18 protein-coding genes are annotated in these 20,232 nt (G+C 44.7%); 11 read left to right on the forward strand and 7 right to left on the reverse strand.

Annotated elements, in window-relative coordinates; genetic code table 11:
* The 8 genes from DWX43_RS22835 to DWX43_RS22870 all read left to right on the forward strand — a co-directional run.
* The coding region (locus tag DWX43_RS22835; RefSeq protein WP_243099449.1) for an autoinducer 2 ABC transporter substrate-binding protein at nucleotides 1-1,166 on the forward strand (1,166 nt) is incomplete at its 5' end.
* Between the two features lie 120 nt (nucleotides 1,167-1,286).
* The gene (locus DWX43_RS22840) at nucleotides 1,287-3,053 is read left to right on the forward strand and encodes a histidine kinase (RefSeq protein ID WP_109733912.1); all 1,767 of its coding nucleotides are present in this window, start codon (nucleotides 1,287-1,289) and stop codon (nucleotides 3,051-3,053) included.
* A gap of 17 nt (nucleotides 3,054-3,070) precedes the next feature.
* Nucleotides 3,071-3,820, forward strand: coding sequence for an AraC family transcriptional regulator (locus DWX43_RS22845; RefSeq protein WP_118622018.1), 750 nt, complete (start codon nucleotides 3,071-3,073; stop codon nucleotides 3,818-3,820).
* Nucleotides 3,821-3,857: 37 nt separating this feature from the next.
* The gene (locus tag DWX43_RS22850; protein WP_118622020.1) at nucleotides 3,858-5,048 is read left to right on the forward strand and encodes a uroporphyrinogen decarboxylase family protein; all 1,191 of its coding nucleotides are present in this window, start codon (nucleotides 3,858-3,860) and stop codon (nucleotides 5,046-5,048) included.
* Between the two features lie 171 nt (nucleotides 5,049-5,219).
* Entirely contained in the window at nucleotides 5,220-5,780 is a 561-nt protein-coding gene (locus DWX43_RS22855) for an RNA polymerase sigma factor (protein ID WP_118622022.1), read from the forward strand.
* Nucleotides 5,749-6,513 (forward strand): hypothetical protein, encoded by a 765-nt coding sequence (locus DWX43_RS22860; RefSeq protein ID WP_118622024.1) that lies wholly within the window; start codon nucleotides 5,749-5,751, stop codon nucleotides 6,511-6,513. The genes DWX43_RS22855 and DWX43_RS22860 overlap by 32 nt, the downstream gene beginning before the upstream one ends.
* Nucleotides 6,494-7,372 carry an ABC transporter ATP-binding protein gene (locus DWX43_RS22865; RefSeq protein WP_118622026.1) on the forward strand — a complete coding sequence of 293 codons (879 nt, stop codon included), beginning with the start codon at nucleotides 6,494-6,496 and terminating at the stop codon, nucleotides 7,370-7,372. Before DWX43_RS22860 ends, DWX43_RS22865 begins: the two co-directional genes overlap by 20 nt.
* Nucleotides 7,369-8,580, forward strand: a complete 1,212-nt coding sequence (locus DWX43_RS22870; RefSeq protein ID WP_118622028.1) for an ABC transporter permease — start codon at nucleotides 7,369-7,371, stop codon at nucleotides 8,578-8,580. The genes DWX43_RS22865 and DWX43_RS22870 overlap by 4 nt, the downstream gene beginning before the upstream one ends.
* 92 nt (nucleotides 8,581-8,672) lie before the next feature.
* Here DWX43_RS22870 and DWX43_RS22875 read toward each other — a convergent pair whose 3' ends face one another.
* The 5 genes from DWX43_RS22875 to DWX43_RS22895 form a co-directional block, all read right to left on the reverse strand.
* Nucleotides 8,673-9,188 (reverse strand): GNAT family N-acetyltransferase, encoded by a 516-nt coding sequence (locus tag DWX43_RS22875; protein ID WP_118622030.1) that lies wholly within the window; start codon nucleotides 9,186-9,188, stop codon nucleotides 8,673-8,675.
* A gap of 75 nt (nucleotides 9,189-9,263) precedes the next feature.
* Complete coding sequence (locus DWX43_RS22880) at nucleotides 9,264-9,641, reverse strand: hypothetical protein (protein WP_118622032.1); 378 nt, start codon at nucleotides 9,639-9,641, stop codon at nucleotides 9,264-9,266.
* A 57-nt stretch (nucleotides 9,642-9,698) separates the two neighbouring features.
* Nucleotides 9,699-10,937, reverse strand: coding sequence for an ABC transporter permease (locus DWX43_RS22885; RefSeq protein ID WP_118622034.1), 1,239 nt, complete (start codon nucleotides 10,935-10,937; stop codon nucleotides 9,699-9,701).
* Nucleotides 10,938-10,965: 28 nt separating this feature from the next.
* Nucleotides 10,966-12,696 (reverse strand): efflux RND transporter periplasmic adaptor subunit, encoded by a 1,731-nt coding sequence (locus DWX43_RS22890; protein ID WP_118622036.1) that lies wholly within the window; start codon nucleotides 12,694-12,696, stop codon nucleotides 10,966-10,968.
* A 1-nt stretch (nucleotide 12,697) separates the two neighbouring features.
* The gene (locus DWX43_RS22895; protein WP_118622038.1) at nucleotides 12,698-13,399 is read right to left on the reverse strand and encodes an ABC transporter ATP-binding protein; all 702 of its coding nucleotides are present in this window, start codon (nucleotides 13,397-13,399) and stop codon (nucleotides 12,698-12,700) included.
* Between the two features lie 257 nt (nucleotides 13,400-13,656).
* Between DWX43_RS22895 and DWX43_RS22900 the strand changes: the two genes are divergently transcribed.
* The 3 genes from DWX43_RS22900 (at nucleotide 13,657) to DWX43_RS22910 (ending at nucleotide 18,895) form a co-directional block, all read left to right on the forward strand.
* Nucleotides 13,657-15,387 carry an ABC transporter ATP-binding protein gene (locus DWX43_RS22900; protein ID WP_118622040.1) on the forward strand — a complete coding sequence of 577 codons (1,731 nt, stop codon included), beginning with the start codon at nucleotides 13,657-13,659 and terminating at the stop codon, nucleotides 15,385-15,387.
* A gap of 1 nt (nucleotide 15,388) precedes the next feature.
* Nucleotides 15,389-17,131, forward strand: coding sequence for an ABC transporter ATP-binding protein (locus DWX43_RS22905; RefSeq protein ID WP_118622042.1), 1,743 nt, complete (start codon nucleotides 15,389-15,391; stop codon nucleotides 17,129-17,131).
* A gap of 111 nt (nucleotides 17,132-17,242) precedes the next feature.
* On the forward strand, nucleotides 17,243-18,895 hold the full coding sequence (locus tag DWX43_RS22910; protein WP_118622044.1) for a hypothetical protein: 1,653 nt from the start codon (nucleotides 17,243-17,245) through the stop codon (nucleotides 18,893-18,895).
* Nucleotides 18,896-19,027: 132 nt separating this feature from the next.
* On the opposite strand, the gene DWX43_RS22915 is transcribed toward DWX43_RS22910, so the two are convergent.
* Together DWX43_RS22915 and DWX43_RS22920 are read right to left on the reverse strand one after the other, a co-directional pair.
* Nucleotides 19,028-19,408: a DUF3783 domain-containing protein gene (locus DWX43_RS22915; protein ID WP_118622046.1), complete on the reverse strand. Its 381-nt coding sequence runs from the start codon at nucleotides 19,406-19,408 to the stop codon at nucleotides 19,028-19,030.
* A 47-nt stretch (nucleotides 19,409-19,455) separates the two neighbouring features.
* The gene (locus DWX43_RS22920) at nucleotides 19,456-20,094 is read right to left on the reverse strand and encodes a hypothetical protein (protein WP_118622048.1); all 639 of its coding nucleotides are present in this window, start codon (nucleotides 20,092-20,094) and stop codon (nucleotides 19,456-19,458) included.
* Nucleotides 20,095-20,232 lie beyond the last annotated feature (138 nt).

Below are 20,232 nucleotides of genomic sequence, written 5' to 3' on the forward strand. Positions count from 1 at the left end.
TGTGCCTGAGCGAAGCGAAAGGAATGGATATAAGTATGAAAGCAAAAGAATTAATGAAAAGGGCAGCAGGCGGAGCGTTAGCAGCAGTTATGGTATTGTCTATGCTGACAGGATGTTCGAAGACAGAGGCACCGAAAGCAGAGACGAAGACGGAGGATGATGCCTCCAAGGATGTGAAAGATTCTGATGGCGATATGACAATCGCAATGCTTCCGAAATTCAAAGGCGAGAACTATTTCGATGCCTGTAAGACAGGCGCGCAGGAAGCAGCAGATGAACTGGGAATCACTCTTTTGTATGACGGACCTTCCCAGGATCAGGCGACAAACCAGAAACAGGTTGATATTCTGGAAGGATGGATCGCACAGGGCGTAAACGTTATCGTAGTGTCACCTAACGATCCAACAGCAATTGCACCAACGCTGAAGAAAGCACAGGATGCAGGAATCAAGGTTGTAACTTTTGATGCGGATGCCCAGGAAGATTCCAGAGATATCTTTGTGAACCAGATCACGGCAGAGAGTGCGGCAAAAGGCCTTCTTGACGGTGCGGCAAATGACCTGAAAGCAAAGGGATACGGTGCAGATAAAACAGCAAACATCGCTCTTGTATCCAGTTCAGGAACAGACGCAAACCAGAAAGCATGGGAAGATGCCATTAATGCACTTCTTGAAACAGATGACTATAACTTCATGAAGATTAAGAACAAAGAAACAGATGTATATTATCCGGGAACAGACGAGACGAAGGTAAACAGCGAATGTGCAACCTTGATCGGACGTATGGGTGAAGGCGAAGATAAGATTCAGGCTGCAATCGGTCTGTCCTCTATGGCAACACCTGCACTTGGCGCCCAGTATCAGTCGGCATCCAGCAAACCGGACGCGAAAATCGTTTCCATGACAGGGCTTGCTACACCAAACGCATTGAAGACATACATCAAAGATGATGAAAATCCTCTGAACTCAGGTGTACTCTGGAATTGTATGGACCTTGGATATCTTGCGGTACAGACAGCATACCAGTTATCAGAAGGAACCATCACACCAGATGCAACAACAATTGATGCAGGAAGACTCGGTGCAAAAGATATCGTTGATGCACAGTGTGTATTAGGAGATGCCCTTGTATTTGATGCATCCAATGTAGACGAATTCGATTACTAAAAGAATACATACCCGCCGGGCGGCATGGGGGTTTTGCTTTGCGGGCAGGGTATCATAAAGAGGGATGCTGTGCAATATGCAGCAGCCCTCATTGTGCTATAGACGGGGAGTGGAGTAAACATGAAAAAACAGAAGGCCGGGACAAAGCTGTCTATTACTTATGCGGTTTTTATCATTGTGCTGATCACAATAGTGGCAATTGTGTTTTATCGGTATAACCGTGATACGATATATGATGACGGGGTCAGCAACCTGATACAGACGACGAATGCTACAATGGAACAGATTGATAACCGGCTGACGAATATGGAGCAGGCCTCCATTGACGTGTTTACAAATTCCAATTTCCTGGAGCAGTGGCAGGAATACCAGAGGGGATGGAATCAGGGGACGGGGAGGAATGTAAAAAGAATTCTTACAAACGCTTATAAAAATAAATCGGATATCCGGCGGGTGGCTGTCTATGACAAGAAAGGCAGTTATATCTGTACGGGAAATGTGGAGACGGACAGGCAGCAGGTGATTCGGCGCGTGGAACACCTGGAGGAAAAATACAGCTTTAAGGAGGCTGACAGCAGGGTGTTTTTAGGACCGTCCGAAGATTTCTGGGAACCTTCGACAAACGCGAAAGTTATCACTGAGATTAAACCGGTGAAGACGCCTGCGAAGGAGATTGTCGGTTATATAGAAGTACAGCAGAATTATTTTTATATCCGGAATATCTGTGACGTGAAGTGGAGCGGGTATGACCTGAATACGATGGTTTTCATCGGAGACCATGCAGATCTGTTTTATGCAGACGTTACATGGAAAAAGCCGGAGAAACAGATCCAGTATTTTGCCGAACTGACGGAGCAGTATGTAAAGGTAAAGGACACCGGAGAAGAGATCGTAACGATGGCAAGTTCCAACTATTATCCCAGCCGGACGGTAATTGTACTGCCGAAAAAAGTCCTGTATAAGTCGATGAGGACCACGATTCAGGGAATCATCATGGTTGCGGTGATACTGATTGCATTTACGCTGTGTTATATTCTGTTTGTGACGAAGAAAATCATGCAGCCGATTGACACATTCGTGAAACGAATGCAGGTGACCCGTCTCGAGAATTTTACAGAACACCAGCCCACGAAGAACATGGACTGGGAGACACGGATTCTGCTGAAGGCGTTTGAAGACATGGCGGACCGCCTGCGGGAGTCGATGGAACGCCAGCAGCAGATGGCCGATGTCCAGACGAAAACACTGTTCAGTATCCTGCAGTCAGAGATCAGTCCCCACTTTATGTACAATACCCTTGGCAGTATTGCCAATATGTGTGAGAACGGAGAGCGGGAGGAGGCGGCAAATGCCTGCTACAGCCTCTCGGAGATCATGCGGTATGCATCCGATTACACGACCGTGGAAGTGACATGGCAGGAGGAACTGGACAATCTCAAGGCATATATGTCGATCATGAAGAGCAGATACCGGCAGCGGCTGGATTATGAGATTACAGTGGATGGGAATCTGGATTATTTTATGCTTCCCAAAGTAACGTTCCAGCCGATTGTGGAGAATGCGATTAAATACAGCCTTCTCGAATCCGAACATGTACTGATACAGATTTATGTTGTGGAATTTGACGGGTATGCAATTGTGGAGATCAAAGATAACGGCTGTGGAGTGACACAAGAAGATATTGAGCTTGTGAAGAGCCGGATCGAGACATTTTACAGGGATCACGGGTCAAGGGAGATCAGCGAGAATATTCAGTTTGGGGGAATGGGATTAAGCGGTACACTGATCCGGCTTTCTATTTTCTTTGGGGATGGTTTTTCATATGAAATACTGGGAAGAAATGATGCCGGAGGTACGACAATCGTTTTGAAGATGAAGCTGGAATAACAGGGGGGCTTAAAAGTATGTACAAAGTATTGTTGGTGGATGATGAGCCTGCTATACTGGAGGCAGAGAAGCGGGCAATAGACCAGAGGATCAGGGATTTTGAAGTGGCGGCGGAGGCTTATTCCGTGGACCGGGGGATTGAAATTTTCAATGAGATCCATCCCGATGTCGTACTTACGGATATGAAGATGCCGCGCAAAAGCGGGATAGAGCTGATTAAATACATCGGCTCCCAGGAAGACAAACCGGCAGTATGCATCGCCGTCAGCGGGTACTCAGATTTTCATTATGTGCACGATGCATTTATGTATGGGGGATTCGATTATCTGCTGAAACCGATTGAACCGGCGAAGATTGAAGAACTGTTTGGAAGGATCAGGCAGCTTCTCGTATCCATGAGAAATGATGCGGACAGTCCGGTAATCACTACGGAGAAGCCGTCCGGAAAAGAACTGGTGGCGATGATCGAGCACTACGTAAGAAGCCACCTGTCAGAGGACAACAGCATTATACGCATCTGCGGCAGGTATACGATCAGCCAGCCGTATCTGAGCAGGATTTTTAAAAAATATAAGAACTGTACTTATAATGAATATATTATTAATCTGAAGATCAGTGAGGCAAAAAAGCTTCTGGAGCGGCATGACTGCCTGATCGGGGAGGTGGCAGAAACACTCGGCTTCACCGACCAGTTTTATTTCAGTAAAGTATTTAAAAACAGCGTGGGGTGTACACCGCGCGAGTACCGGAAGAAGTTTTCAGAATAATAGATTTTGGATGATACAAAATAAGGAGGAACCAGATATGACAAATCGAGAGCGTGAGCAGGCAACACTGAATTTTAAAAGACCAGAGGGGAGGGGGACGGTCGCGGAGACTTTCTATCCCTGGGTGCTGACGACAGACCGTTTTAAGGAAGAGGGCATGCCTGCGAAGATCGCAGACGGGGCAAAGGATATTACAAATAATATCGTAGGCAACAAAGCAAACCAGACTGAAAAGTATCTGGCTGTAGAATGGGGGGAGGGCGTCATGGAGTACGAGAAGTACCTCGGTTTCGACCCTGTCAGAAGAATACATTTCGTACTTCCATTCAGGCGGTTTGAAGAAAAGATTGTAGAAGAGACGGCTGAACATATCATCAAACAGGATATCTACGGCAGACAGGTAATTAAAAATACAGGGTCGGACCTGGAACTGGACTATAAACCTGTGATTGAGACCCAGGAAGACTGGGACCGCCTGAAGGAACACGCGGAAAAAGAGCTGGAGGAGTATTTTACGGACGAACTGATTGAGGCGGCGTACGGCCCGCTCGTGGAAGGGCACGAGAGAGGGGATTATTCGATCCGGCTGAATATCGAGGGATTCTTCTGGGTTCCAAGGGAACTGATGGGGATCGAGGCCCATATGTTTGCCTTTTATGATGAACCAGAGCTGATGCATGATATTAATGAATATATCCTGAAGATTTATCAGACCAAATTACTGAAAGTGATTGATCTGGTCAGGCCGGATGTGGTCTACCTTATGGAAGACCTTAGCGGGAAGAACGGCCCGATGGTATCACCGGAATGCTTTGATGAGTTTGTCGGGGCATATTATAAGAGGCTGATCCCCCTGTTAAAAGAGCATGGTGTGGGGAATGTGTTTGTAGATACGGATGGGGACTTTGCCCAGCTGATTCCGAATTTTATGGCAGCAGGCGTCGACGGTTTCCTTCCGATGGATGTGAATGCAGGAATGGATATCGTAGCAGTCAGAAAGCAGTTCCCGACATTAAAATTTATCGGGAGTTTTAACAAACTGGAAATCGCAAAAGGCCCTGAGGCGATTGACAGGGAGTTTGAACGCATTCTTCCGGTTATCCGCGGCGGCGGGTACATACCGGGATCAGACCACCAGGTGGCGCCGTCTACGTCTTTGGAGAATTATAAATACTATATCAGTAAATTGAAAGAGGTTATGGAACAGGCAGGGGCGGACATAAAGTAATTTTGGTATTATTAGTAAATGGAGCATCGAAGAAGTGTTGAGTTGCAAGCTGACCAGCACTTCTTTTTTTGCACATCTTTTTATGATTTACTATCTTTTTACTATTTTAAATCGTTATACTTAATAGAATGGTAAAACGTTTTCAGTATGAAAAATGGAAAGGAGGGTTTTGTGAAATCAGATACGAAACTAATCAGGAAAATGAAACAAGGCGATGAAGAAGCTTTTGATATATTTGTCCGCAGGTATTATCCGGAGATTCTGTCGTATTGTAATTATCATTGTTCTGATAAATGTTATGCACAAGATTTGACACAGGAGACTTTTGTACATTTTTTCGCGAAACTATCCTCTTACCGTCACAGCGGAAAAACTAAAAATTATTTATATACAATAGCAGGCAATTTGTGTAAAGACTTTTATAAAAAGAAGAAAGAACTCTATATACAAGAGCAGGATTTAGAAGGACAGCAGAATCTGCAGTATTGTTCAACGGAAGATGTGATACATAAGGTTACAATTGAATGGGCTTTGGAACAACTGTCTGACGAATTAAGGGAAGTCATTATTCTATATTATTTTCAAGAATTGAAACTTACTGAAATTGCGTCCATACTGCAGATCAGCCTTCCTTTAGTAAAGTATCGTGTAAGGCAGGCCAAAATGAAGCTTGGAGAGTTATTGCAAAAGGAGGAGGATTATGAATCTGAATGTACAGGTCAATGCCTATAAGAAGTCAGTTAGAATCAAACCAGATGAAGAAAAAATACGAGAAACGATTATAAAATCTAAAGAGGCTTTTTTTGAATATGAAGATAAAATAATGTTGTCATACTATGAATTTTTATGGTCACAGTTAAAATTAACACGAAAAAAGTGGTGGATTCTTCAAACCCTGCTCTTATGTCTTTCTGGTATGATAATGCTTTCTGCGTATGAAGATATTTATATTCAAAAAAGTATGGGGATTATGGCTTCACTGTTTATTATTCTTGTTATTCCGGAATTCTGGAAAAACAGGTCATATCAATGTATGGAAATTGAGGAGGTTTCTTATTATTCCTTAAGGCAAATCTATTCTGCACGAATGGTATTATTTGGCACCGCAGATATTTTATTGCTGACAGTATTTATGGGGACAATGACAATCCGATTTCACTTTCAGCTAATGGACCTGGTGGTTCAATTTCTTTTGCCGATGCTCGTGACTGCCTGCATCTGCTTTGGAATTTTATGTAGTAAACATATTTGTAGTGAAACATTTGCAGTGTCCTTATGTGTGATTTGGAGCAGCATCTGGTCTTTTATCGTTTTAAATGAAAAAGTATATGCTATGATTTCTTTACCTGTATGGCTGTCGTTTACAGGAATTGTACTTATTGTTTTATGTGTTGTGATTTTCCGTACCATAGGGATGTGTGATAAATATTGGGAGGTGGTTTCTTATGGAAATGAGGCTGGATAATTTAACAAAGAACTTTGGGAATTTTACAGCAGTAAACAATCTGAATCTTACAATAACAAATGGTGTATATGGTCTGCTCGGCGTGAATGGCGCCGGCAAGACTACTTTGATGAGAATGCTGTGTACTTTATTGAAGCCTACAAGCGGCAGTATTACCTGTAATGGAAATGATACTTTCAAAATGGGAGGGGAATATCGGAAATTATTAGGGTACCTGCCGCAGGATTTTGGCTTTTATCCGGAATTTACAGTACAGGATTACCTTCTCTACATTGCTGCAATAAAAGGGCTCAGACCTGCCACGGCAAAAAAACGCGTGAAGGAGTTAATTCCACAAGTGGGGCTTTCTAAAGCAGCTGGCAGGAAAATGAAGAAATTGTCCGGCGGCATGAAACGCCGGGCGGGAATTGCACAGGCGCTGCTGAATAATCCAAGGATTTTGATACTGGATGAACCAACCGCGGGGCTAGACCCAAATGAAAGAATCCGTTTCCGCAATTTAATCAGCGGGCTTTCAGAAGATCGGATTGTCTTATTATCAACCCATATTGTTTCAGATATTGAATATATTGCCAATGAAATCTGGCTTATGCATGAGGGGATACTTGTACAAAAAGGTTCTCTGGAGGAGATTATCCATTCCATGCCGGAAAAGGTCTGGTCTTGTTTTATGGATCATGCAGCGGCCGCAGATGTAATGAAAAAGTATAAGGTTTCAAATATGAAATCAGAAGCTGGAGGTGTGGAACTGCGTATTATTTCAAAGAGCCGGCCATTTGAAAATGCGGTATCGGCGGAGCCTTCACTGGAAGATGTTTTCTTATACTATTTTGGAGAAAAAGGTGGTGACGGGAAATGATGCGATTTGAAATAAAGAAAGTATTTTCTAAGAATGTAAACAAGATAGCAATATTGATATTGCTGGTAATACTTGTAATTGTCAGTATGCTTACGGTTAACCGCGTTGAGTATACAGATGGAAACGGAAATTCCCACACCGGAATTAAGGCAGCCCGAAATCTTAGGGAAGCAAAAAATGAATGGGCCGGTTATATTACAGAAGATGTTTTGGGAAAAGTATTTATAGAAAATAGACAAATTTCCAATTCAAAGGAAGCAATGTCTGATGACATACAGGAAGCCAATAAAGCATATGCAAGAAAACAAGGATTGAGTGATATTCTGGATATGATAATCAGTGCATACAGTAAATGGCGTGATTATGACTATTATGCAGTTGAAAATATTAGTCAGGAGCAAGCAAAGGATACTTATGAGCAGAGAATATCTGGTTTAAAGGAGTGGCTTGATTCCGGGGAGGAAGCATTTTCAGACAAAGAAAAAAACTATCTCGTCAGCCAATATGAGAAACTAAAAACACCTTTTTATTATGAATATATGAGCGGCTGGAGCGCCCTGTTGCAGAATATTCCGACTTTCATTTTGATCACAGCCTTGATTATAGGAGTTCTCACATCCGGCATTTTTTCGGATGAGTTTCAATTGAAAGCAGATTCTATTTTCTTTTCCTCAAAATTAGGGAGGAATAAAGCTGTCTTGTCAAAAATAGCAGCGGCGTTTATGATTACTACAATTGTCTATGTCATATTTGTGTTTCTATATACAATGATTGTCCTTGGTATTTTGGGTTTTGACGGTGCTGCCTGTCCGATCCAGCTGGATATGTGGAGGAGCATATATAATATTACTTTCTTTCAGGCTTATTTACTGATTGTTCTGGGCGGATACACCGGCACGTTATTTGCATGTACATTATCCATGCTGGTATCTGCCAAAATACGTTCGACCGTAATATCTGCCATTATACCATTTATCGTATTATGTGTACTTCCGTTTACAAGCAGAATTATCACTCTGCCGCAGATATTTAATTTATTTCCGAATCAGCTGATGGAAATATATATTAGTATCAAGGACTTTTCGCTGTACGAAGCAGGAGGGAAAATTGTGAGTGATGTTATGGTGATTATACCGCTTTACATGATATTAAGTGTTGTCCTCCAGCCAATTTTATATGGTGTCTATAAAAGGGTACAAATAAGATAGGGAAACAAGAAAAGAGAAGTGCGAAACTGCCTTGCAGTTTATGAGCACTTCTCTTTTCTTAATTTTTCAGCATTTCAATGTTCATTCATGAATCACAGCATCATTCCCATGACATAGACATCATAATATTTTCCGTTCAGGAGTGTGGAATTTCGGCAGCAGCCTTCTACAATAAATCCGAATTTCATATAGAGAGCAACCGCATTCGGATTATCGGCCCTTGTGTCCAGACGGATTCTGGTGGTAACGCCGTTACCGCGGGCCCACTCGATCAGGCGGGTGATCAGCTCGGTCCCAATGCCCTGTCCCTGATACTTCTTTGCTACTACGATTCCGAGTTCACCCTCGTGGCGTGCCTTTATCTTATGGCTGGAATTGATTGTTGCAATTCCGGCAATCTCATCACCATCCATCGCCATAAGCATGATGTTGGTTTTATTTCCTTCCAGAGCCGCAATGGCACTGATCTGTTCGTCGACGTTCAGGGGATATTCGTCCTTTTCGAAACTGAGGAAAGTAGTTTCCCCGCCGACAAAATTGTAAAATGCCACAATTTTTTCCGCATCCTCCGTTACTGCATTGCGGTAAACAATAGTTGAATCTTTCATTTGAATCCTCCTTTTCTTTTTTATAAGCTGAAAATACAGTTATAAAGCACAAATGGAGTCCGGTCTTATCTTTCTTTAATTGGACTGGTACCATCCCCAGAAGTATAGTATCGGCCAAAGCAGGCCAATAAGATTCAGATAAGAAAAACCGACTGTAACGGATGAATAAATAATATTGGCTATATAGTAAGCGGCCAGTATGACTGCCATGATCAGTACAGACTGTTTGGATTTATATATGACTCCCATGATCCCTGATATAATAATAATCGCTGCGCCCACAATTGTCAAAACATATGAGAATGTGGACGGAATGTCGATTCCCATTGCTGCATAAGTCTGCTCAAAGGTTCCTCTCATAGCAATAGAAAAAATGCCGGAAAGCAAGCCTAACGCGCCAAAGACGATTAAGATAATAGATACTACTTTTAAAAATGTACTGCGTTTCTTCATTGTGAAACCCTCCTCGTTAAAATGAATTTAAAGTTTTAGTAATAAATATAGCTATCGTTACATCCTTCTGAGTGCCTCAATCGGACTTAATCTGGCGGCCTTTCTTGCCGGATAGATTCCAAAGACGATTCCGACGCTGCAGGAAAAGATGGTAGCGACCAATATGGCTGGGAATGAAAGCTGTGCTTTGATTCCCCCGATTCCAAGTGCCGTGATCAGCGCAGTAAGCGCTGCGCCTAATAGAATGCCTATGATACCGCCCATCCCTGAAATGATGGCGGATTCGCACAGGAACTGGGCAATGATGGACCCGGTCTTTGCCCCGAGCGCCTTCCGGATACCGATTTCTCTTGTCCGTTCCGTGACAGATACAAGCATAATGTTCATGACCCCAATACCGCCGACAATTAGTGAAATTCCTGCTACCAGTGCGACAAATGCGGTTACGCCGTCCATGATGGAACCAAACATATCGGAGAGGTCCATCGGCTTCTGCTGCACGAAAGGTGACTCGCCCAGATTCTGGTGTCTGGAATTCAGGATCTGTATCGCGCTTTTAGCAATCCGTGAAGCCTGGTCCTTATCGTAAGCGGTGATGGATACAGAAGGAAATGCTTCTACTGGAGTTCCAAGTGCATTGGATACTGTATATGGCATTTCCAGATTTATGCTTTTGTCCATTCCCATTGCCAGATACTGCTTTTCAGCCTCCATCATTTCGGCGGAAGTTTCACGGATGCCGACGATTAGTACGTCCTGAATGCTGCTGTCTACCTGAAGTTCGATACTCATGCCGATGACGTCTGTATTTCCAAACAGGTAGATCGCTGTCAGTTCATCGATGACACATACCATATTGGCGTTGGCTACATCATTGTCGTTAAAATATTTTCCTTTTACAAGCGGGCTCTGATACTGTGCATTCTCGTAATCCGGCGTAGTCAGCCCTACATAGGTGTCGAATTTTCCTTTTCTGGTCGAGATGGAACCAAGTGTTGCAGAATAGGAAGACACACTCTGGACAGAATCACCCAGCGAAGTCTTCAGAAACGAAATATCATCCCCGGTAATACAGTTTGGGTCTGAGACTTCTTCCGTATTAGACTGTATGGTAATCGTGTTATTCTGTTCATTTGAAGCGTCGACAACATCTTTTTTCAGTCCGTTACCGATGGAAACAATGGTAACGACGGAAGTGATGCCTATGATAATCCCCAGCATGGTCAGGAAGGAGCGGCCTTTATTGGAACGGATATTATCAAGAGCCATTTTTACATATTCTAAAAATTGTCCCATTTTATGTCCTCTTTTCTTTTCTGTCAGCCTATTCCTTTACTGCTTCTGCGGCAGCATCTGCCCCCTGTTTTTCTACAGGTGTGGCCTTCATGCCTTCCGTAATATCTACATTCAGGTCATTGACAACCTTTTCACCCTTTTTCAGTCCGCTTTTTACTTCGATCTGTGTTGTAGAGGCTGTGCCGAGTTCAACAGTTTTTTTCCTGACAACACCGTTTTCAATGACATATACAAAGTCTCCGTCGGAAGAAGTATTGATCACTTCTGTCGGGACAACGAGCACGTCATTCGCCTCTGCAACGGTCATTGTAATCTTAGCGGTGGCCCCGATACAGATGTTTTCATCCGGATTATCAATATGAATCTCCGCACCGATGACTGGGTTCCCTTTCGCATTTTCAATTGCAATCTTATTGACCTTCTTTAACGTACCTTCATATTTGAATTCACCGATTGTAATGACTGCCTTATTGCCGACCTTCATCTTTTCATAGTCATCCGGGGAAACTTCAATCTTTACACGTACCTTTTCTGTACTTGCGATGGTAAACATTGCCATCCCTTGTGTAGCTGTATTGGTCTGCAGTGCATCGACAGAGGCGATAACGCCATCCATGTCTGCCTTCATTCCCTCTTTGCCTTTCGCAACAAGCTCTGCCGGTGTCAGGGCAGAAAGCTCTGCTAAGTTATCGCTGATATCAAGGTTTGCCATTTCGGCGGAAGTCATACCGGCGTCGGCAGATGCTGTATTGGCGGCATTATATGCAGCCTCCCACTCTGCGTATGCGGCATCGTATGCGGCTTTGAGTTCTGCATATTCGGTATTGTTGTACTCAGGATCCTTGATGGCATTCAGATCAGCTGTGGCTTTATCACATGCGGTCTTGGCTTCCGTATAAGCAGTCTGGGCTTTGTCGAAATCTTCAAACGCTTTGACCAGTGCCTTTTCTTCTTCCGTCAGACTGGCAAGAGTCGGATCCTTGGCTTTCGCAGCATCAGCTTCGGCACGACGGCCATTGTAGCCTGCATTGACTCTGTCCATGATATTCTGCTGTTCTGTCATCACAGCCGTGTATTGGTCAATTTCCGCCTGCAGTTTTTCTCGTGAGGCGTTGTTTGCATCTATTTCACTTTGAACGGCACTGAGTGCGGCCTCATTCTGTGCATAAGCGGCGTCCAATTGTCCGGCCAGATCATTTACCTTATCGGCCAGCTTGTTGGCCTGTTCAGCAGCCTGTGAGGATGCTGCATTTGCTGCGTCGATCGCTTTGGCGTTCTGCGCCTTGGTTGCCTGAGAAGCATTCAGGCTGGACTGCAGGGTAAGCTGTGCCTGCTGGTTATCGCGTTCCAGATTAGTTGTGTCATAAGTAATGAGAACATCCCCAGCCTTTACCGTATTTCCCACAATAGCGCTGCACTTCTTGATAGGGGCGGATACCGGAGAATAGTATGTCTTCGTGTTCTCACTCTCAATCTTGCCGCTGGCATTGTAGACTTCCTTGATGTTACCGGTGTCCACGCTGGAAACCTGCAGTGTCGCATCTTTCGTTTTGCCGCTTCCTTTGGAGAGCTGGGAAGCAACAGCGACGATGATGATAAATACGGCGGCGACAGGGATGATAACCCATCCGGGCAGCTTTTTCTTAGGCGGTTTGGAAGCTTCTTCATCTTCCAGTTCAAAGGACGACTCGTCCCCGGTCATATCTGTGTCGATTGTGTCTAATATTTCATCCTGCTCTTTTTTCTTTTTGGAAAACATATTATGCTCCCTCCCTTTCTTCATTTAGATAATCTTCTTCAATCCTGCCGTCAATGATGCGGACGACCCGTTTGACCTGCTGTGCGATATCGTCATCATGTGTGATAATGATAACGGTACGCCCTCCCTTGTGAAGCCCCTTCAGGATATCCATGATCTCCTTTGTAGACCTGGTGTCCAGATTACCGGTCGGTTCATCGGCAAGTACGATTGGTGGCTGTGCGGCAATGGCACGTGCCACGGCAACCCTCTGCTGCTGGCCGCCGGATAATTCGCTTGGCCTATGTTTCATACGGGCCCCTAACCCTACCTTCTTTAATGCCTCAACTGCGATCTTCCGGCGCTTCTGCTTGCCGAGCCCGCGGTAAATCAGGGGCAGTTCTACATTCTCCACAGCATTCAGGTTTGCGATCAGGTTGAATCCCTGAAAGATAAATCCGATCTCCTTATTGCGGATATCCGACAGCTGATTGTCTGTCAGCTTAGACACATCGTGCCCGTTCAGGAAATAATTTCCCGAAGTGGGGACATCCAGACAGCCAAGCATATTCATCAGCGTAGACTTGCCGGAACCGGAATGACCGATGATCGCAACGAATTCCCCTCTCTGAATTTCAAGGTCAATACCGTCCAGGGCACGGACCTCGTTCTCACCGGGATTGTAGATTTTATGTATGTTCTCAACTTTAATGAGTGGTTCCATGTAAAATCCCTCCATAGTTTTTGTGAAGTACTCTTAATTATATTGTTTTTTATTCACAATAAAGCACTTTGTATTACTTAACTAATACAATAATCTTTTGCACGAAAAAAGTCAATACTTTCTTGTTAAAGTTTATTTACGCTTTACTGCCGTACAACATCGTGCACTTCAACCCCGTTTACAGGCGGGTTTTCATCTGGTACAATGTTAGGTATCTTTGGTTATGATATGACAGATTATATACGGAGGGGTTGGAAGTGAAAAGATTATTACCATTTTTGAGCGGTTATAAAAAAGAGAGCGTGATTGGTCCGCTGTTCAAGCTGCTGGAAGCAACATTTGAACTGATCGTGCCTTTAATCATGGCGCAGATCATCGATGTAGGAATTAAAGAACAAAATATTCCTTATATATGGAAGATGGGGGCGGTTCTGGTTGTCTTTGGTGTACTGGGGCTTTCCTGTTCCCTGCTTGCACAGTACTTTGCAGCGAAGGCTGCGGTTGGTTTCGGGACTGGGCTGCGCCACGCATTGTTTCACCACATTGGGCAGCTCTCTTATGCTGAGATAGACAAGGCCGGGAGTTCCACGCTTGTCGTGCGAATGACCAGTGACATTAATCAGGTCCAGTCAGGGGTAAATCTGGTACTGAGGCTGTTCCTTAGGTCCCCGTTTATTGTTGTGGGGGCTATGATTATGGCTTTCACGATCGATGTGAAGGTTGCAGTGATATTTTTAATTACGGTTTCACTTTTATCTCTTGTGATTTATGGAATCATGATGCTGACGATTCCTTTGTATAAGAAGGTACAGAAAAGTCTGGATGATGTTCTGCTTTCTACACGTGAAAACCTTGCAGGGATACGTGTAATCCGTGCCTTTTGCACACAGGATCAGGAAAAAGAGGAGTTTGAGGAGAAGAGCAGTCTGCTGATGAGATTCCAGCAGCGGGTGGGGAAGATTTCAGCACTTCTGAACCCTTTGACATACGTGCTTGTTAATGTGGGAATCATTGCCGTTGTCTGGTATGGCGGAAGCGCTGTGGATACAGGAAGGATTACACAGGGGGAAGTCATCGCACTCGTAAACTACATGTCCCAGATTCTGCTGGCACTGGTAGCGCTGGCGAATCTGATCGTATCTTTCACCAAGGCCGTGGCATCGGCGGGAAGAATCAATGAAGTATTTGACCTGGAATCTGGAATCAGAGACGGCAGTGAAGATGATACATGCAGGGATTCCAATGCTCCGCGTGTAGAGGCGAAGGATGTTACATTCTATTATCAGGGAAGTAAAGAGCCGGCGCTGTCCCATATCACATTCACTGCATATGCAGGGGAAACGATAGGTATCATAGGAGGTACGGGCTGTGGAAAATCTTCGCTTGTGAACCTGATCCCCCGTTTTTATGATGCCAGTGAGGGGGAGGTGCTCGTAAACGGCGTTAACGTGAAAGAGTGGAAGTTAAATGAGCTTCGTGAAAAGGTGGGGATTGTTCCCCAGAAGGCTGTCCTGTTTCACGGTACAATCCGTGAAAACATGCAGATGGGAAAAGAAAATGCGTCCGATGAGGAGATAAGGGGGGCACTGAAGACGGCACAGGCGCTGGAGATTGTCGAGTCAAAACCGGAAGGTCTGGATACTTCTGTGAGCGAGGGCGGAAAGAATCTTTCCGGCGGGCAGAAGCAGCGGCTAACGATCGCAAGGGCACTCGTGAGGAAACCGCAGATCCTGATTCTGGATGACAGTGCGTCTGCGTTGGATTTTGCAACAGATTCCAGATTACGGAAAGCTCTGTCCGAGGATACGACAGGGATGACCGTATTCATCGTGTCACAGCGGGCGGCCTCTATTATGTATGCCGACAGAATCCTTGTGCTGGATGACGGGGAGATCGCAGGCTGCGGCACCCACAGCGAATTGCTTGAAACATGCAGTGTATATCAGGAAATCTGCTACTCACAGCTTTCCAGAGAGGAGGTAGGTTAAGATGGCGGGCAGAAAAGATAAAACGACGTGGAAAATTATACGTCTGATTAAACCATACCTGCATTATCTCATACTCTCTCTTGTATTTGCAGTTATATCGGTGGCTCTTACCTTGTATGCGCCGATTTTGACAGGAAATGCGATTGACTATATTATCGGGATCGGACAGGTTGATTTTGATTCGGTTTTTTATATACTGAAAATACTGACAGCGGTTGTTTTTCTCACAAGTGCTGCACAGTGGATGATGAACCTGTGCAATAATACGATTACCTACCGTGTTGTAAAAGACGTCAGGACGCGTGCGTTTGCACAGCTTCAGGTCCTGCCTTTAAAGTATATCGACAGCCATCAGTATGGTGAAACGATCAGCCGGATCATCACAGATGTGGAACAGTTTTCGGATGGTCTGCTCATGGGATTTACCCAGTTATTTACAGGCGTGGTTACCATTGTGGGAACACTGGTCTTCATGCTTTCGATTAATGTGAATATCTCACTGGTAGTTATTCTCATTACGCCGTTGTCGCTGTTTGTGGCAAGCTTCATTGCGAAGAGAACCTATATGATGTTTAAAGCGCAGTCGGAGGCGAGGGCAGAGATGACGTCCCTTGTAGATGAGATGGTTGGAAACCAGAAAGTGGTTCAGGCTTTCGGGTACGGCGACAAGGCGCTGGAGAGATTCGATGAGATCAACAAAAAACTGCAGGATGTAAGTCTGAAAGCAATCTTCTTTTCCTCGATCACGAATCCGAGTACACGATTTGTGAACGGACTAGTGTATACCGGCGTCGGTATTGTAGGAGCATTTACCGCGATGGGCGGGGCGATTTCAGTCGGACAGCTTTCCTGTTTCCTAAGCTATGCAAACCAGTATACAAAGCCATTCAATGAAATCTCAAGTGTGGTAACAGAGCTGCAGAATGCCTTTGCATGCGCGAAACGTGTATTTGATTTTATTGAGGAGACACCGGAAATCCCGGATGCAGGAGATGCCGAAATCATGGGGCAGGCAGACGGGAGCCTGAGGCTTGAAGATGTGTCCTTTTCCTATAAGAAAGATGTCACGCTTCTGGAACATCTGAAACTGGATGTAAAGCCGGGACAGAAGATTGCAATCGTCGGTCCGACCGGATGTGGGAAGACGACGCTGATTAACCTGCTTATGCGCTTTTATGATGTGGATGCCGGCCAGATCATCTTAAGCGGCCATGATATCCTCGAGGTGACCCGTGACAGCCTGCGGGCAAATTATGGCATGGTACTTCAGGAGACATGGCTGAAATCAGGTACTGTAGCGGAAAATATCGCCTACGGGCGGCCGGACACGCCAAGGGAGGATATCATAGCAGCGGCAAAGGCAGCGCATGCCCACAGTTTTATTAAGAGAATGAAAAACGGATATGATACCGGGATACAGGAAGAGGGTGGAAATTTGTCCCAGGGGCAGAAGCAGCTTCTCTGTATTGCAAGAGTTATGCTGAACCTGCCGCCAATGCTGATTCTGGATGAGGCTACATCATCGATCGATACAAGAACGGAGATTAAAGTACAGGAGGCTTTCCAGAGGATGATGGAAGGCAGAACAAGCTTCATCGTGGCACACAGACTTTCAACGATCAGGACGGCCGATGTGATTCTTGTCATGAAGGACGGTAATATCATTGAGCAGGGAAGCCATGAAGAACTGTTGGAAAAAGGCGGATTCTACCAGCGGTTGTATGAAAGCCAGTTCGCACATTAATTTCCGTTCACAGAAAAAACACATTTCTGCTACATGGATGTCAAATATTTTTCATACAATTATGCTGACTCATGGAGACATCCGGAAATAAGGGGCAGAAAGGATGGTTTAATGAAAAAAAAATGGGCACGTATGATTCTGGGTATAACGATACTGTCGTTTGCATTTACAGGGTGCAGCCGTCAGGGGACGAGTGATGAAATTACAGTTTATGGACAGGTAGCGAAGATCGAGGGAGAACACATTACAATCGCACTGGCGCAAAGGAAAGATTCAAGCTCCGAAATTCCGGAGGAAGACTACAGCAATGTGATATTGACAGGAGAAGAACAGGTTATCACTGTTTCTGGTAAGACAGAAGTACAGGAGTCCGAAGTGTCTTCCGCAAAACAAGAGGAAACAGAAGCTGGGTCGATTGATGACATTGAGACAGGGGATATCGTCGTGGCAATACTGGAGGGGGCAGATGCGAAGACAGTTACGATTCTGCCGGATGCCGCAAGCATTGAGAAACAGGACAGTGCAGATCAGGCAGAGACGTATGGAACTGCCAAGGGCAGCATTGAATTGTCGGCAGTCCTTCAGGTAGATGGCAAAAGCGACACTTCCGATGAAGAATCACTGGGGTCAAGTAAAGAGAATGAGAGTGTTGTACTGGTAAAGAACAGTGGGACTCTGAATATGACAAATGCTAAGCTGACAAAGGCCGGAGATACAACAAGTGTGGATGAAAGCAGTTTTTACGGGGTAAATGCGGTCTTTGTGACGACCGGAGGAAGTGAATCAAGCATCGGAAAAAGTGAAATTACGTCAGCATCTGAAGGCTCCGGGGGGATTTTTTCTTCGGGGAAAGACGCACTGGTCCATGTCAGCGATGTGAAAATAGAGACTTCGGGGGGATCTTCAAAAGGTCTGACAGCGACATACGGCGGCACGATAGAGGCGGCTGACGTCGATATAACGACCAGCGGAGACCAGAGTCCGCCGATAGCAGCCGGAAAAGGCGGAGGAACAGTAAGCGTAACTGGCGGTAATATTTCCGCCTCCGGGCAGGGAAGTCCCTGTATTTATTCGGAAGGGAAGATTGCATTGGAAGACCTGACCGGTAATTCTGAAACAGGACCGATTATCGTGGTTGATGGGAAGAATTCCGTGAGCCTGAACAAATGTGATTTTACAGGAGTCGGGAAACAGGGGATCATGCTGTATCAGAGTACTCAAGGAGATTCCAAAGAAGACCCGGCAAAACTGAAAGTAACTGATTCCAGACTGACATCGACGGGGCAGGGACCAATGTTCTATATTACCAATACGAAGGCCGAAGCAGTTCTTACAAATACAGAATTGATATATCAGGGGAAAATACTTATTAACGCTGCCGGTAATGATACGAATAGCTGGGGGACGGCAGGAAAGAACGGGGGCGATTTTACACTGACAGGGATTGCACAGAAGCTGCAGGGTGATATCATTTGTGATGAAATAAGCAGGGTGTCAGTAAATCTCACAGAACAGTCAACATTAAAAGGCACTGTAAATGGGGAAAACAAAGGACAGAATGTGGATATCTCTCTGGATAAAGATTCCAAATGGGAATTAACCGGGGATTCCTATGTAAATGTTATTAAGAATGATGATTCAAAATGCAGTAATATTCAGTCCAATGGACACTCTATTTACTACGACAGCTCAAATGCCGGAAACAGCTGGCTGAATAAAAAAACGATTACATTAAGCGGGGGTGGAAAACTCCTTCCGCGGTAATACTGGCACTATAATGCATAGGAAAAGGCTCTATTGAATACGCACAACCCGGATATTCCGGGCGTCACTGTATTCGATAGAACCTTTTTAACGTATAAGAAAGCAGCATCTGTTACAGAGATATGCTGAAGACTACTTCTTCGGAGTCATAGCCTCATGCTCCTGTCGGATTTCTGCAAAACATTCCTGTGCCGTCCATAACTGGTTCGTAGGAGTAAGCACTGCCTTGTAGGGGAGAGGGCCCGCCCCGCTCTTTTTTAGGGCTGCAAGTGCCTGATTCAGCCTGTTGTCATCGAAAAAGGCAAAGACAATCATCGTCTCCGGCAGATCGTTCCCGTTATAGGCCCCCTCTTTGGGAACCGCGTCTTTCACACCCGCCAGTACGCCGAGCGGCTGATTGTACTCTTCCGTCTTTACTTTCTTTAGACGCACGTGTAGAGGGAATAATGCCATCTCTATTTTCAAAAGCTTCTCTTTATCTGGTACGTGAAATAATAATATAGTTTCTTTCATAGTGTAAAATCCTCCTGAACTCTCAAAAATCTAATGTAGCTTACAAACTATTCTAATATATGTTTTACTTTATCTATACTAATATTACAAAGGGCGGCAATTTCTTCCGGTGATTTACCTTGCATGAAAAGTTTGAAGATCTGGCGGGTACGGCGTTCCCCTTCCTGTTCACCCAACTCTTTGCCCCTGCACATCCCAATTTCTTCTCCAGCCTTACGTCCGATTTCCTCGCCGGCTTTGCGTCCAATCTCTTCACCGGCTTTGCGTCCGATTTCCTCCCCAGCTTTAAGCCCTCTCTTTTCAGCGCTTTTTATCTGGGTATTATAATCTTTCAATGCCTTTTCACGGGCCTCATATTCCAGCCGCTTTTTATCATCCGCACTCGGTTGGAGCAGTGTATTGTATGCTTCATCGAGATATTCGTTTGTCTTAGCCATAGTCTGAAACTCCTCTCTACTGTTTTTGACACTGAAGAACCTTATCCATGCAAGAACATCCATGATTCCCAGCTTATCATCAGCCGAGTCTCTCGGAAGCAGCGTGGGCAGAAGGACCGTATCCTCGACTTCATCCGGCGATAGGTTCAGCAATGCTGAAATGAAGCCCTTCCTGACTTTGGGGTTCTGCATCAGTTCCTTGAAACAAAAGTCTACAGTGGGTAACATAATAAAGTAGTTTTTGGTCATAAAATGAAATCTCCTTTCCTGTGCAGAAAACGAATGTTACACATGTAAGGAGTTATTCTGATTTATTATTATCATATCATGATATATGGATATGTAAAAGACAGAAGTACCTTAAAAATGTAGAAGATTCATTGTTTT

The sequence above is a fragment of the Clostridium sp. AF19-22AC genome (assembly GCF_003479085.1).
Lineage (GTDB): Bacteria > Bacillota > Clostridia > Lachnospirales > Lachnospiraceae > Faecalicatena_A > Faecalicatena_A orotica.